This window comes from Verrucomicrobium sp., assembly GCA_028283855.1.
In the GTDB taxonomy this organism is placed as follows: domain Bacteria; phylum Verrucomicrobiota; class Verrucomicrobiia; order Methylacidiphilales; family GAS474; genus GAS474.
In genome coordinates, this window is the sequence record JAPWJX010000003.1 from 842,476 (window position 1) to 859,563 (window position 17,088).

Annotated in this window: 1 protein-coding gene (only partly in view); it reads left to right on the forward strand. The window is 66.1% G+C overall.

Going from position 1 to position 17,088, the window contains the following annotated elements:
* Positions 1-17,088, forward strand: partial view of a hypothetical protein gene (locus PW734_05395; protein ID MDE1170636.1) — the 5' portion only. 16,182 nt of this gene lie beyond the right edge of the window; the window shows 17,088 of its 33,270 coding nt (coding positions 1-17,088); its start codon is at positions 1-3; its stop codon lies beyond the right edge, outside the window.

The following is a 17,088-nucleotide window of genomic DNA, read 5'->3' on the forward strand; positions in this document are numbered from 1 at the left end:
ATGTACGCGCGCGGTACAAACGCGCGCGCGGCCGATTGGAGCAACGCCACCGGCACCGGCACGGAGACGGTGAACAGCGGTGCGGGATCGACGACGAATACGACGACCAGCGGCACCATCGACGCCATCCAGGGCGCGGGCGACGGCAGCACGACGAATATTTTCCTGACCGGCACGGCGTCGATCTCCTACAGCGGCTCGACGAACAGCGCGGCGATCCTGAGCCTCGGGACGAACGGGGTTACGATCACCACGGCTTCCGGCACCTCGATTGTCGTCAGCGGGGGCGCCAGCGGAATCAACGCCGTCAGCGCCGCGGGGATCACGATCAACAACGGAGCCGCGATATCGGTCGGCGGTGCCACCAGCGTCCTGCGCGGCATCCTGGCGAGCAATACGAACGGCTCTAGCTCCGCCGCGGTGTCCGTCTCCAATACGGGGGACATTACCGTCATGGAAACCAACGCTTCCGCCGTTGGCTATGGCATCTACGCCTCCAACGCGGGGACGGGCGGCGTCAGCATCGCGAATGCCGGAGTCATCCAGGCCAGCCAGGTGGCGAGCCTGTCGGGAACCAGCCAGAGCCCCGTCGGCCTTTACGGGACGGGCGGGAATACCAACGGAGGGACTGTCTACATCAGCAACGCCGGCGCGATTACCGTCACGGGGCAGACGACCCTGATTAGCAACGGCATTGCCGGGACGATAGGCATCTACGCGCAGAACTTTGGCACCGGAGCGACGACCGTGACCAACGCGGGCGTCCTCACCGGCTCGCTCCTTGGCAACGTTCACCCCTTCTTCACCTACAACTACGACATCCTGGCGGTGAACAGCAACGCGGCGTCCACGGGGCTGGTTTCCGTCATCAACAGCGGCACGCTGACCTACGGGACCAATTCCGGGGACGGAGCGACTTACGGCATCTACGCGGAGAACTACGGCCTGGGAGGCGTCACCGTTGTCAATTCGGGCACGAACAATATCAGCACGGTGGCGGCGGCGATCTTGGCCCGGGAGTTGAACGCGGCGGCGACGGGCGCCGTCACGGTCACGAATACGGGCCTGATTTCGGTGTATGGGACATTCGGAATCCAGGCGACCAACGCGGGCACCGGCGGCGTGCAGGTGGTCAATTCCAACACGCTGCAATTGAACGGAAGCGGAGTGGGCGCCGCCATTTCGGCGATCGGCGCGTCCGGCAATGTGGCGGTTGAAAATAATTCCGCGCTGACTTCCAGCATCAACGGCATTGCTTACGGCATCGTGGTGACTAACGGCGGCGGCAGCGGAATTGCGAGCGTCACGAATAGGGGGGCCTTGAGTGTCAGCGGCACGCATTCGGGCGCGGGGCTTCAGGTTATCCAAGCGGGCACCGGGGCGCTCAATTTGAGCAACGGTGCGGCCCTCACCGTTATTGGATCCCAAACAAACTCCACCGGCATCCAGGCTTGGAGCACTGCGACTAACGCGACGGGGGCGGTGACGGTTACCAATGCGGGGGTGTTAAATTCCTCCTCTTACGTGGCCGCCACCGGCATCGACGTCCAGAACGCGGGTCTGGGAAGCACGTTTCTGACGACGACCAACGTCTCCGCGGTATTGATGGACAACACGTCGATTACGAACAAGCTTTCCGCCACGGCGGTGCGGCTGGCGCAGCTCAATGCGGCCAACACCAACCAGCTGGCCTTCACGAACGCGGCGGGAACGACGCTCTCCGTTCTGGAGACGAATGCCACGGCGGCGGGCTACGGCGTTTATCTTTCCTCGGCGGGCGGCGGCGGCATCAGCGCCCTTAACGCGGGGACGATCGCGGTGACCAACATCAGCACGGTGACGAATTCGGGCACGAATTTCGGCGGCGTGAACGGACTCTATGCGACCAACGCGGCCGGAGCGGGGGGGGTTTCCCTGAGCAATTCCGGGTCGATCACCGTGGTGAGCGCGCAGGGGGTCGATGCCTTCTTCAACGGGGGCGCCGCCCTGGCGGCGGTCAATTCCGGCACGGGCGCGGTTTCCGTGGTGAATACCGGTTCCGTCACGAATCTGGGGAACAGCGTCTACAATTTGTCGACGCCGATCTATGGCATCCTGGCGCTGGAATCGAACGCCTCCGGCGGCAACGCCGTGACGGTGACCAACTACGGCACGACCAAGGTCAGCAACACCCAGTCCCACGGGGCCGCCTACGGCATCGATGCGGAAACGGCGGGGACGGGCGCCGTCACGGTGCTGAGCACCAATTCCGTGGCGGTGAACGGCGAGACGGTCTACGGCATTGTCGCCAAGAACAACAACACGGGGGCGACGGGGCTGGTTTCCGTTGCCAATTTGGGCGGCCTGACGGCGGCGGGCGGGATCACGGGAGGCGGGGTCACGGGAATCGACGCGGAGAACGCGGGCAGCGGCGGGGTGTCGGTCATTCAAGGGGCGGCGGGGCCGCTATCGGTTACCTATGGGGGCGGCTCGGCGATCACGGTCACCGGCATCAAGGCCTACGGGGGGGCAACGGCGGCCGCCAATTCCGTCTTCGTGAGCAATGCGGCGAGCTTGGTTGCCAGCGGGGTGGCCGGCAGCAAGGTCGTCGGCATCGACGCTTCCACGGCGGGCCTGGGCTCGGTGAGCGTGACGACGGCGGGCATCACGGTGGGCTCCACCAACGCCAGCGCGGCGAACACGAACAGCGGCGGCATCGCCGTCCGCATGGCGCAGACGAGCGCCTCCAACACGAACCTGCTTGCCTTCACGAACGCTTCCGGCACGTCGCTGGCGGTGCAGGAGACCAACGCGATCGGCGCCAGCTACGGCGTCCAGATGACCAATGCGGGCACGGGCGGGATTACCTTGGTCAACGCGGGCACCGTCGCCACCACGAACACGCTGACGATGGACGTGACGAACAGCTCGGTCACCAACTTCACCGGCGTCAATCAGCTGACCCTTTCCAACAACGGCGTGCTCACCGGCGTCCTGGCGCAGGCCGCCTCCGGCGCGGTGAACGTGAGCAATGCGGGGACGATCACCGCGATCGACAAGGGCAACTACCTCGGAAGCGCCGTCGGCCTCTGGGCCACCAACGGCGGGACGGGCGGCGTCGCGGTGACCAACGCGGGCGCCATCACGGCCTCGTCGGCGGGGACGCCTTCCTGGTCCGTGGCCAACCAGATCGGCTCCATGGCGGTGAAGGCGGTGGTGCTGAGTGACAGCGGGGCTTCCGGGCAGGTGGCCTTCACCAACTACGGGACGGTCAATGCGACGCTGCCGGCGGGCGGGATGAACGTGGTCGACATCACGTCCTACGCTTCGGGCGGCATCAGCGTGCTGAACACCAATCTGATTTCAGGCACGAATGGGACCTACGTGACGGCGCTTTACGCCAACCAGAATAGCACGGCCGGCGCGCTGGCGGTGACCAATTCGGGCACCATCAGCCTGGTCAATGCGGGAAATCCCTATGCGGTGAATCTTACCAGCGTGTCGGCGGGCGGCATCAACGTGCTGAATTCCGGCACGATTCTCATTACGAACGGGGCGGGCGGCAGCGGCGGAATCGGCGTTCAGGCGGTGGAGAGCGGGAGCGGCGCGGTGGCGGTGAGCAATACCGGCGCCATCACGATTGCGGCCGCCTCGGGCTCGGTCCGGGGCGTGGTGGGCGTCGCCCAGGGCGGCGCGCTCTCCCTTTACAATGGCGGCACCATCACGATCACCACGGGCGGGTATCACGGCCTCTACGCGCAACAAAACGGCGCGGGCGGCATCACGATCACCAATGCGGGCACGCTTTCCGTGCAGGCGAATAATTTGAGCTCCGGGCAAACGGGCATCTATGCGGCCGTTAATTCCAGCGCGGGCGACATCGTGGTGAGCAACACGGGGGCGCTTTCCGTGGCGGGCTCCAATACGGCGACCAGCGTCGGCATCGATCTGGAGCAGACCGGGGGAGGCCGGGCGGTGCTGGTCCTGACCACCAATCTTTCCGTGACCAGCGGCGCCTCCACCTACACGAACTCCGCCACGGCGGTGAAGATGGTGCAGTCCAGCGCGGCCAACACCAACCAGCTGGCTTTCACGAACGGGGGCGCGCTCAGCGTCCTGGAAACCAACGCCACAGGCAATGGCTACGGCCTTTACCTTTCCAACGCGGGGACGGGGGGCGTTTCCCTGGTCAACGGATCGGCCATTGGCGCCACCAATGTCCAGACGACGAATACCACGGGCACCAATGTCCTGACGGCCATTGCGGTTACTAACGGCGGCGGCTCGGCCGGCCTCTTCGTCAGCAACGGCGGGACGATCGACGTGCGGCAGGTCAGCAGCGGGGCCACGTCTAACTTCGAGTCGGTGATGGGCATCAGCGCCGACGACTCCGGGCTGGGGGCGGTTTCTGTCAGCAACACGGCGGCGATCAATGCCTGGGCCCTGGCCACCGCCTATGGAGCGGGCGGCTTCGGCATCCGCGTTTCGGAAAACAATGCGAGCAACACGGCCACGCTTTCCGTCTTCAACAGCGGGGCGATCAGCAATACGGGGCTGGGCTCGGTCGCCATCACGGCGGTTTCCGGAGGAAAGGGCGCGGTCTCCGTGTGGAATAGCGGCGCGCTGGGCGTCACCGGCGGCGGGGGGAATGAGGCGGCCATCCGCGCCTCCAACACCAACGCCGCTTCCACGGGGCTGGTCAGCATTACCAATTACGGGGCCATCTCGGTTTTGGCCGGGAACAACGCGCTGCCGGACATCGATGCCCTCAACTACGGCAGCGGCGGCGTGACGGTGCTCAACACCAACACCGTTCAGACCATCGGCTCTCCCTACAGCACCATGGGCATCCGCGCCATCGACTATCTGACCGGGACGACGGGGCTGGTGGCGGTCACCAATACCGGGGCGATCACGCTGCGGCACGCCAGCGCCGCCGGCACCGTTTACGGCATTGACGCGGAGAACTACGGCAGCGGCGGCGTGCTGGTCACCAACGGGGCCTCCATCTCCACGGTGGACGCCTCGCTGGGGAGCGTCTTCGGCGTTTACGCCGGGAATCGCGGGGCGGGCGCGATGAATGTGTATAACGACGGCGGGATCACGGTGAGCGGCCTCTACTCCTACGGCATCGACGCGGTCGGCTCGGGCCTGGGCGCCATCGCGGTCACGAACACCGCCGCCATCGCCGCCACGGGCAGCGGCAGCGGCGCGTGGGGCATCGTGGCCATCCAAAGCAACACGGCGGCGACGAGCGCCGTGGCGGTCAGCAACGCCGGCGTTCTGACCGTGCGCGACACGAACGGGGGCGCGGTTTACGGCATCGACGCGGAGAATGCGGGCGTGGGCGCCGTGACGGTAACGACGACGAATGTCTCCGTCACCACCAGCAATTCGACGAATAGCGGCAGTTCCGCCACGGCGGTGAAAATGGTGCTGGGGAACATGACTAACGCCAGTCAGATGGCCTTCACCAACGCTTCCGGCAGCACGCTCTCCGTTCTGGAGACGAACGGCACGGCTTCCGGCTACGGGCTTTACGTCAGCAATTACGGGGCGGGCGGCGCCTTCGTCTCCAATGCGGGGGCGATCGCGGCGACGAACGTGGGGAGCAGCGCCACGGGCTCGATCGCCGATATCGCCGTGATGGGGCGCTCCGTTGGGACGATCACGATCAGTAACGCGGGCTCGCTTTCCGCCGTGGGCGCGCAGGGCGCGGTGTATGGCGTGTATCTGACCAACCACGCGGTGAGCACCGTGGTGAACGGCGGCGCCATCAATGTTGCCAGCACGTCCGGCGCGGTCGAGGGGATCTACTCCTTCGGCGACGTCGGGCTTAATTCCGTCAGCAACCTCGGCACGATCACGGTGGCCAGCACCAGCGGGGCGGCCAAGGGGATGGAAACCTACAACAACGGCGGCGGCAATACCGCCGCCTACAACAGCGGCTCCATTTCCGTCACCGGCGGCGCGGTGCAGGGCATCTACATGGCCAACGCGGGGCTGGGGGGCATGACGGGGACCAATGCGGGCACCATCATCATCTCCGGCACGGGGGCGGCGGGCGGGCTGACGGCATTGCAGTCTTATCCCCCGCTCTCCACCACCAACGGCGTCACACTCACGAACAGCGGGACGATCACCGTCAGCGGCTCCAGCGCGACGGGCCTTTCCGGCACCATCCAGTACGGCAACGAGTATCTGAACGTGCTGAACACGGCGGCAGGCGCGGTGACGGTGACGGCCGGGAGCGGCACGGCGACCGGCGTCGTGGCGCTGAACCAAGCGACAAATACGACCACGGCGGTCACGCTGACGAACTTGGGCGCGGTCCTGGCCCAGGCGACCAACGGCGGCTCGGCGATCGGCCTCGACGCGGAGACGGCGGGGACGGGCGCCTTGAGCCTGTTCACGACAAACGTGACGGCCAAGAGCGGCGGCGCTTCCTTGGGCGGTTCCGCCGTGGCGGTGAAGATGGTCATGGCCAATACGGCCAATACGAACCAGCTGGCCCTCACCAATATGGCGGGCAGCTCCCTCTCCGCCCTGGAGACGAACGCGGTACAGGCGGGCTACGGCGTCTATATGACGAATGCCGGCTCCGGCACGACCAGCTTCGTCAACGCCGGGGCGATTGCGGTGACCAATGTCAGCACGCTGGCCACTAATATCACGGTCGGTTTGATGAGCGGTGTGTACGCGACCAATAGCGGTGCGGGAAATGTGTTTATGAGCAATGCGGGGACGATCTCAGTTTCTGCCACGCAGCAGGGGACGGGCGCGCTGCAGCCGACGGGAATGATGGGCGTTTTTGGGCAGAGCTCCGGCACGGGGGCGGTGACGGCGAGCAACACGGGATCGATTCAAATCACCCCCAGCGTGTACAACGCCGACGTGTATGGCGTCCGTGCGCAGATCAGCGCGACAACGAACGCCAGTGCGGCGCAAGCTTACAATGGCGGATCCATTTCTCTGGTCTCCACCGGCCATGGCATTCTCTACGGCGTCGACGCGGAGAGCGTCGGCACCGGTGCGGCCTCCGCCCGGAATGACGGCACTATCTCCATCAATAGCGAGGGGAGCTACGGCATCTTCGCCTACAACGGCAATGCGGGCACCACCGGCCTCGCCGCGGCGACGAACGGCGGAAGCATTGCGATCAGCGTTCGCAATACTTCCGCCTCTACCGTCGGTATTGTGGGAGGAAATGTGGGGACCGGCGGGGTCAGTGTGGTCACGCTGGCCGGGAGCTCCTTATTAATCAACGACGCCTCTTACTTCGCCGACGCGATCACCGGCATTCAGGCTTATAACAGCGCCACCAATTCCACGGGGTCCGTGGTGGTTTCCAATGCGGGTGCCCTGACCCTGACAGACGGTGGCGGCCTGGCCACCTCGGCTGTCGGCATCGATGCCGGCACGGCGGGCCTGGGGACGCTCAGCGTCGTGACGACCAACGTGTCGGTGACCGCGATTGGCACCACGAATGCCTACAATATCTCCGCCACGGCGGTCCGCTTGACTCAGTCGAACGCGGCCAACACCAACCAGCTGGCTTTCACTAATGCGGCGGGCAGCTCCTTGTCCGTGATGGAGACGAACGGGACGGCCAACGGCTACGCGCTCTACCTGTCCAATGCCGGAACGGGGGGCCTCAGCCTGAGCAATGCGGCCGCCTTGTCGGCGACCAATGTTTCCGGCTTGGTGACCACTAATGGGGCTGTTTACGGCCTTTACGCCGCTTCGGGAGGCGGCGCGGTCAGCGTGAGCAATACGGCCGCCGTCAGCGCGGTCAACCGGGCGACGACGACCAACGCCATCGGCGCGGCCTACGCCATCGACGTGGAGAGCGGGGGAACCGCCGCCGTTACTATCTATAATGCCGGCGCGCTGACGGCCAAGGGGACGGGCGTCTACGGCATCCGCGCCCTGCTGACGAACAGCGCCGCGACGGGCGCGCTGAAGGTGACCAATTACGGGACGATCACGGCGCTCGACCCCGGAGCGGTGGCCTACGGCATCGACGCGGAGACGGCGGGCACCGGCGGGGTCGTGGTGCTAAATACCAACACGGTGACCGCGGAGGGCGGTGGCGCGGGCGGGGTCGGTATTTACGCCCTCTCCAGCAACACGGATACGACGAACGGGGCGGCGGTGGCGGTGACGAACACCGGCGCGATCGTGGCCGGGGACGTCTTGGGCGGCTCCGCCCGGGGCATTTTCGCCGAGAACGACGGGCGGGGCGGCATCCTGGTGAGCAATGCCGGCAGCCTGGCGGTGACCAGCTCCAACGCCGGGGCCGTGGGCATCAAGACCGCCGACCTTCTCAATTCCGACGCCACGGTGATCACGAACCTGGGGGCGATCGTCGCGCAGGATATCGGGACGGGGGCGGCCTACGGCATCGACGCGGAAAACAACCCGGCGGGCTCTTACTTCGGCAACACCTCCTCCATCACCGTCTACACCTCCAACACGGTGACGGCGCTCTCCACCAATGGAAACGCCTATGGCGTCTACGAGACGGACAACTTCAGCTACGGCGACATGCGGGCGACCAATGCCGGTGTGATCCAGGCTGTGGCGGCCGGCTCCGGCGCGGCTTACGGCATCGCTATCAAAAATGCGGGTGTCATTTCCGATCTGGTGAACAACCTGGCGGGCGCCACTGTAAGCGCAAGCAGCGGCGCCGGGGGGGCCGTCGGCGTGTGGCTTGCGGGAAATAATGGCGGAACATTGAGCAATGCGGGGACGATTGCGGCGGTTGCCACCAACGGCGGCACCGCCGTCGGCGCCTCCCTGGAGGGGAGTCTGAACATTTATAACCTGGGCACCGGCTCTATTTCCGCAAATAGCACCGGCGGGGGGGCTTATGGATTCTATATCGTCGCTGCCGGGAATGGGACCGTATCCATGCTGAATATGACGGGGGGCGCCATTTCCGCCGCCGCCACGGCGGGGCCGGCTTTCGGCGTCACCATTGTGGCTTTTCACACTTCTGACGCCGTCACCAACCAGGCGGGGGCCTCCATTACGGCGAACGGGACCAACGGGTCCTACGGCCTCTACCTGCTCGACACCTACAGCACGGGCGGCGTCCAATCGATCCTCAACGGGGGAACGATCTCCGCCACCAACGGCAGTGGCGCCGGATTGGCCATGGCGCTGGGCGTGACGAATACGGGAGACGGCGGGGCGATCACGGCAAGCAACACGGGCGCCCTGTCGGCCTCTTCCGCCGGCGGATCGGCCTATGGCATGGCGGTGAGCAACGGGAACGCCTCTCTCACCGCCTTTAACGGGGGGACGATCCAGGCTTCCGCGTCGAATGCGGCGGCCTTTGCCTATGGGGTGATGGCCGCCAGCTCCGGCACGAACGCGCTTACGGTCAGCAACGGCGCGGTGGGCAGCGTGACGGTGACGGGCGGCGCGACGGCCATCGGCCTCTCCGCGGTCGCGTCGAGCACGGGCGCCGTCCAGGTAGTCAACCAGGGCGCGGTGGCGGTCACGAACATGCTGACGAATTTCACCGCCGGCAGCGTGGGCAGCTACGGCGTTTACGCGCAGGGGAACGGGGGGATCTCCGTGCTCAACTCAAACGGAGCGACCATTTCCCTGGTCCAGGATGCCTCCTCCACATCGACCAACGGCTATCTCTACGGCATCGGGGCCTATAGCTACGACAGCGGCACGAGCAACAGCCTGAACGTCACCAACGCCGGCTCGATCACCGGCTCCGCCGGCGCGGAGGTGCTGCGCGGCATTCTCGCCCAAAGTCTGGCCACGAACGGCGCGGACAGCGCCTATGTCCTGAATTCCGGGACGATTTCCCTGACCAACACCGGCACCTTGGCCAACCCCACCGGCATCCTGGGAACCTTCGTGGGAAGCCATGCCGGCTTTATCACGAATACGGGGACCATTTCCGTCCTCAGCGCCTACCAGGGCTACGGCATCCAGGCTTCCGCCCAGTCCGCCTTGAACATTCTCAACAGCGGCCAGATCAACGTGGTGGGACGGGGAATGTATGGCATCTACGTCACGAGTGGAGGGGCTGTGGCGGTGACCAACCAGGCGGCGGGCACGATCGTGGCCAGCAATTCCTTAGCCACCAGCCTCACTCCCGCCACGGGCATCTACGTCATGGAGAGCGACACCAACACGGGGACCATCTTCATCTCCAACGCGGGGACGGTCACGGCCACCGGCCAGGGCGCGGGCGGGGCGATCGGCCTCTACGCGGCGAACACGAACACGGCGGGGACCTCCGGCATCACCATCTCGAATACGGGGAGCGTCACGGCCACGGACGCCAGCGGCGCGTCGACCGGCATCAACGCCGTGACCTACGGCACGGGGGGCATCGCCCTCTTCGGCTCCGCGGCCAGCGTGGTCAATGCCACCGGCACCAACGGGACGACCGGCATCAAGGCGTACGAGTCTTCCGCTACGGCGACGAATTCCGCGGTGAACGTGACGAACCTGGGGGCGGTCAACGTGACGAATACCCAGGGCGGCGCCGCCTACGGCATCGACGCGCAGAACGCCGCCTACCAAGGGGCGGTTTGGGTCAGCAACGGCGGGGCGGTGACGGTGAATTCCACCAACGGCTCCGCGATCCGGGTGATCCAGGCGATGACTTCGAACTATTCCGGGGCCGCCACGCTGCTCAACAGCGGCGTGGTGACGATCAACGGCCAGTCCGTCACCGGTCTCGACGCCCAGAATTATGTTTCCGGCGGGGCCATCACGCTGGCCAACTATACCAACGTCAACGTGACGGGCACGGCCACGGCGACCGGCCTCTACGCGACCAACGGCTACGCGGGGGCAAATGTCTACAACGGCGGGGCGGTTTCCGTGGTCTCCACGACGGGGAACGCCTCCGGCATCGTCAATTTGAGCGTCGGGCTGGCGGGTAATTATACGACGAACTGGGGCGCTCTCACCGTGAGCGGCAGCCGGGCGACGGGCATCTACGCCTCCACGGCCAACCTCATCTCCACGGTGAGCAACACAGGCACCATCACGGTCAACGCCACGGGCGCCGATTGGACGACGACCAACCAATGGTCGGCGACCGGCCAGACCGCCGGCTTCATCAGCGGCTCGAACACCGCGGCGGCGACCGGCATCGACGTGGAGGATGCCGACGTGTTTGGCGGAACGATAGCGGTTTCCGCCTTCAACTCCGGCACGATCCTGGGATCCAGCGCGGGCGGGTCGATGGTGGGCATCTACGCGGCCAAGTTCGGCGGGAGCAAGGGGGTCCTGGTCGACAATGCCGGGTCGATCGGCACGGCGACCAACGCCCTTTCCGGCGTCAACGTCAGCGGCATCTACGCCGGGGCGGCGGGCTATGTCTCCGTCACCAACCGCGCGGGCGGCGCGATTTACGTCCAGGACCTGGCGGGCGGCACGGCGGCGGCCTACGGCATCAACGCGGTCAGCGGCGGCGCCAACGCGGGCCAGACCGACCTGGTCACCAACGCCGGGACCATTTCCGTGGCAGGCGGCGACACGGGGGGCTACGCGATCTCCCTGGCGGATACCAATGCCGCCTCGACCAATAACCTGGCCGTGAATAATACCGGCACCCTCCTGGTCCAGACGCCCGGGGGCAACGCCTATGGCATCTTTGCGGCGGCGGCGGGAACGGGGGGTGTTTCCGTGAGCAACGGGGGGTCGATCGGCACGGCTTCCAATCCCGTTTCCGGCGCGGCGGCGACCGGCATCCTGGCCCAGGGGAACGCTTTTGTGAGTGTGACGAACGGGGCCTCCGGCTCCATCTACGTGCAAAACACGGGGACGGGGACCAACCAGGGCCACGCGATCACGGCTCTGAGCCAGGGTTCGAGCGGCAGCGTGATAGTTTCCAACGCGGGCTACGTGCAGGCGGTCGGCGGCAGCAACAGCCGGGTGACGGCCATCAACGCGCAGATCACGTCGGCGTCCAATACCGGCGCGGTGACGGTGAGCAACACGGGAACCCTCTTCGTCAGCGAGTTGACCCCGGGCGCGGGCAACGTCTACATGCAGAACAACGGCACGGGGGCCTCCACGTTCTTCAACTTGGCGGGAGGCATCCTCACCAACGCGGGGACCGCGGGCTACGCGGTCTATCTTTATAATAGCAACACCGCAGCGAGCGGCGCCGTCACCGCGACCAACTGGGGTGCGATCACGTCCCAAGGCAACGGCATCCAGATTTCCAATGCGGGGTCGGGCATCAGCGTGGTGTTTAACGGTTCCGGGGGCAGCATCGTCAGCTCCAACGGAGCGGCCATCCAGGTGATCAACACCTCGGGGACGGGTTACGCCACATTCCGCAACGCCGGATCGCTGGCGGCGTTGGGATCGGGCGGAAGCGGCATTTACCTGAGCAACACCGTGGCCGCGGCCAACGGGGTCCTGACGAACTTGGGCACGATCGTGGCGACCAACAACGGCGTGGGCATGAACGCGACCAGCACGGGCTATCTCTATATACTCAACGACACCAACGGCGTCATCACCGTGGCAGGGAGCGGGAGCGGCATCAACGCCCTGGAGAACGGCGCGCACAGCCTCCTCATCAGCAACGCGGGCGCGATCAACGCCTCCGTGGGCGCGGCCGGCATTGTGGTGGATAGTCAAAACAGCAATCTGAACACCTTCGTCGAAAACGGGGTCAACGGCGTGATCGCCATCGACAGCGGCTACGGCATCAAAAGCCTGACCACCAACGGCGGCGCGGCGGCGGCGCGCTACATCAGCAACAACGGCAGCATTACGGCTTCCGGTTCCGGGACGGCAATTTACGCGACGAATTCCATGGGGGCGACGGCTAGCACGGTCGTCACAAACGGCGGGACTATCCTGGTCGGCAGCGGAAACGGCATCCAGGTGGCGGGTAATGGCGTCGTCGGCGTGACCAATGCGGCGGCGGGCAGCATCACCGTTACCAACGGGGGGGCAGGCATCAACGTGCTGGGCAGCGGGACTAGCAGCTCCCCTGTCTCCATCACCAATCTGGGCACGGTCAACGCCCAGGGGACCTCCACCGGCATCCTGGTCCAGACCACCGGCACGCAGGCGATCCGGGTCCTCAACAGCAACGGCGCCACGATCAATTTCGCGAATGGCGCCGGGATAAAGGCGATCAACACCGATACCAACGCCAACGTCTATCTCACCAACCAGGGCACCCTGGCCGGAGGCGACGGCGTGGGCATGTATGGCTCCAATTCCGTCGCGGGGGCCACCATGAATTTGACGAATCTGGGCTCCATCACGGTGTCCAACGGAACCGGCATGCTGCTGACCAACGCCGGGACGGGCGGGAATCTGGACAACGGCGTGGGCGGCGTCATCACGGTGACGGGCGCGGGCGTCGGCATGCGCCTGGTCGATTCGGGCGCCACCGGCCTGTGGGCCCGGAATTACGGGACGATCCACGCGGGGGCGGGCGTCGGCATCCTGGTGGAGCGGACGAGCAGTGTGGCCATCGGCGCCTGGAACATTGCGGGCGGGCTGATCGACTTCACCAGCGGCATCGGCATGGAGGTGATCAATACGAACACCTCCGGCCTCCTTTACGCCTACAATGACGGCACCCTGACCGGCACCGGAAGCGGCACGGGCATCTACGTCACCAACTCCGTGACCAATGCCGCCCTCACGGTGACCAACGGCGGCGCCATCACGGTGGCGAACGGCGACGGCATCTCCGTCGTCACCGCGGGCGCGGTGGACGCGCGGAACAGCGCGGGCGGCACCATCACGGTGACGGGCATCGGCATCGGCATCCACATCGTCGAAAACGGTTCGGGGGCGATGACGGTCACCAACGCCGGCACCATTATCCTGACCGGCACCGGCGGCACCGGCATCCTGGCCACCAACCTGACCACCGGCGGCGGCACGGAAACCGTCACCAACACCGGCTCCATCACCAACACCCTCAGCGCCACCTACGCCATCTACGCGGCGAATAACGACACCAACGGGGTCACGGTGAGCAACACGGGAACGGCCTCCGTCTCCAGCACGAACGGGGCGGCCTACGGCGTCTACGCCTCCAGCGGCGCCGGCAGCGGTCCGGTCGCGGTGATTGACGGGGGATGGCTGGGCACGAACGGGGCGGCGATTTCCGGCAACGGCGCCTATGGCATCTACGCCTCCGGGAACGGGGCGGTGACGGCCAGCGTGCTGACGAACAGCGGGATCTACGTGCAGAATCAGGCGGGCGCGGCCAATGCGGTCTATGGCATCTATGCGGTGACCGCCGATGCGGGCGCGGGCGGGACGGTCCAGGCATCCAACGGCGGCACGATCACCGTGACGGGCCTGGCGAGCAACAGCACCTATGGCATCGCCCTTTTCAACACGAACGCCGCGGGCGCTGACGGGGTGACGGTGAGCAACGCGGGCCTCCTGACCGTGAGCAATAGCGGCGGCTTGGTCGCAAGCAACGCGGGCGGGCTGGTCACCGGCATCGACGCGGAGAGCGCTGGCCTGGGGGCCGTCATCGCCTATAATTCCGGGACCATCGCGCTGACCGGCAACAATGTCACCGGCATCAAGGCCCTGGAAAGCAATACGGGCTCCACGGCGCAGCTGGTCGTCAGCAATACGGGCGCCATCAGCATTGGCGCCGCCGTCCGCGCCGTGGGGATCAGCGCGGAGAACGACGGCAACGGCGGCATCCTCATCGTCAATGCGGGCGGAACCATCCTCATTCCCAGCGGCATTCCTGCATCCACCGCCATTCTGGCCGTCAACAAGGGCTCCGGCGCCGTCACCATCAGCAACAGCGGCTCCCTCTCCATTGGCGCCAACGGCAAAAACCCCTCCTACGGCGTGATGGCCCTGAGCACCTCCACGGGTTCCAACGGGCTGGTCTCCGTCGTCTCCCAGGGAGGTGCGGGGATCAGTCTGGCAAACTTCGGCAGCTCCGGGGTCACCAATACTTGGGGCGGCCTGAACACATCCTCCTTGACCGGAATCGATGCCGAAAACGCGGGTAGCGGGGGTGTGCAGGTCGACGCGGCCACCCCCGTGACCCTGGTGCTCTATTCCAATGCTCCTGGGGTGGCCACCGGCATCTACGCCGCCGCGCAAAACGGCGGCAGCGTGGCTGTGACCAATCGCGGCGTCATGACCGTTACCAATTTTTCTGGTGCGGCCGCCTACGGCGTGGACGCTTCCGTGCTGGGATCCGGCGCTCTGGCCGTCACCAATCGCGGCTCCATCAGCGTCGATGGCACTGGCGCCACCGCGATCCGCGCTCTGGCCACCAGCGCGACGAACACGAACACGGTGACGGTCCTCAATTACGGGACCCTGAGGGCGACCGATCCGGGGGCCCAGTCCATCGGCATCGACGCGGAGACCGCGGGCACGGGCGGCGTGAGCGTGCTCAACACCAACTCGATCACGGCCATCGGCGACGGCGGGGGCGGCTACGGAATTTACGCCCGAGCCAGCAATACGGGCGCGACGGGCACGGTATCCGTGAGCAACAGCGGGGCCATCGCGGCGAGCGACACGAACAACGCTTCCGCCGTCGGCATCTGGGCGGAGAATGACGGCACGGGCGGAGTGGCGGTGGTCAACACGGGCGCGCTAAGCGTCTATTCCGGTTTGACGAATTCCGGCAATGCCGCCGTGGGTATCTACGCCATCGGCCGGGGCGCGGTGACGGTGAGCAATGCGGCGGCGATCACCGTAAGTAACGGGCCCGGCGTCCACATGACCACGCCTTCCTACGGAATCCTGGCGGTGACGGGGGACGCGACGAACGGCGCCAGCCTGACGGTGAGCAACACGGGCACCATCACGAACCAGGGCTACGGCGCGACCGCCTACGGCATCGTGGCCCTCAATACCAATGCGGCGGGCGCGGACGCGGTGACGCTGTACAACGCGGCGGCCATCTACGCGACGAACGCGTCCGGGCTGTCCCTGGGGCTGGACGCGGAGACGGCGGGCACGGGCGCCGTCACCATCCAGACCACCAACGCGCTGACCGTCATCGGGGCCAATCACAGCTATGCCATCCGGGCGGCGAGCACGGGAACGGGCACCACGGGGCTGGTTTCCGTCACCAACTCCGGGGTGGTGACGAATATCAACAGCGGTCTGGCCCTCGACGCGGAGAACTATGGCACGGGTGGCGTGGCGGTGCTCAATACCGGCACGCTCTATTCTTCCGGGACGGACCAGGGGGCCTATGGTGTCGCGGCGCTGGGTAAGAAGTCAGGCGCCTCCGGCCTTGTTTCAGTGACCAACAGCGGCGTGATTGCGGTGGTTTCCGGTGGGGGCAGCTATGCCGCAACCAACACCGTCGGCGGGCTCGATTTGGCGGCGGTGACCGGCATCGACGCGGAGAATGCCGGAGACGGCGGCGTGGCCGTCTACAATCAGGCGGGCGGGAGTGTGGCGGTTTCCGGCGGAATCGAAAGCGTCGGCATTTACGCGGGCGGCGCGGGCAACGGGATCATCGCGGTAACCAATAGCGGGACGGTGACCGCGTCGGCCAGCAGTAACAGCATGGCCATCCAGGTTCTGAACCGCGGCACGAATTCGACCACGGTGCTGAATGCGGCCGGCGCCAGCGTGACCGCCGCGGGCGGGACGGGGACGGCCACGGCGATCCAGGCCTATAATTTGGCGACCAACTCCACGGCCGCCCTCAATGTGACCAACTATGGGGCGATCACCGCCTCCAACAACCTCCTTAACGGCAGCGCCATCGCCATTGATGTGAAGACGGCGGGCTTGGGCGCGATCAGCTTGGTGAACACCTCGTCGATCACGGTCACGATCAGCCCCTTTGTCTCCACCAACACGGTGGGCGGCGCCAGCGTCATCCGCCTGGCCCAGTCCAATGCGGCCAACACCAACCAGCTGGCCTTTACCAACGGGGCGGGGACGACGCTCTCCGTCGTGGAAACCAACGCCACAGGGGCTGGCTACGGCGTCTACGCGACCAACGCGGGCACGGGCGGCATCAGCCTGGTCAACGGGGGAACGGTTTCCTTGAGCCAATACAGCACCCTGGGAACGGGGACCTCCGGCGGATACCTGGCCGGCCTCTATGCCTACAATTCCGGGGCGGGCGCCCTT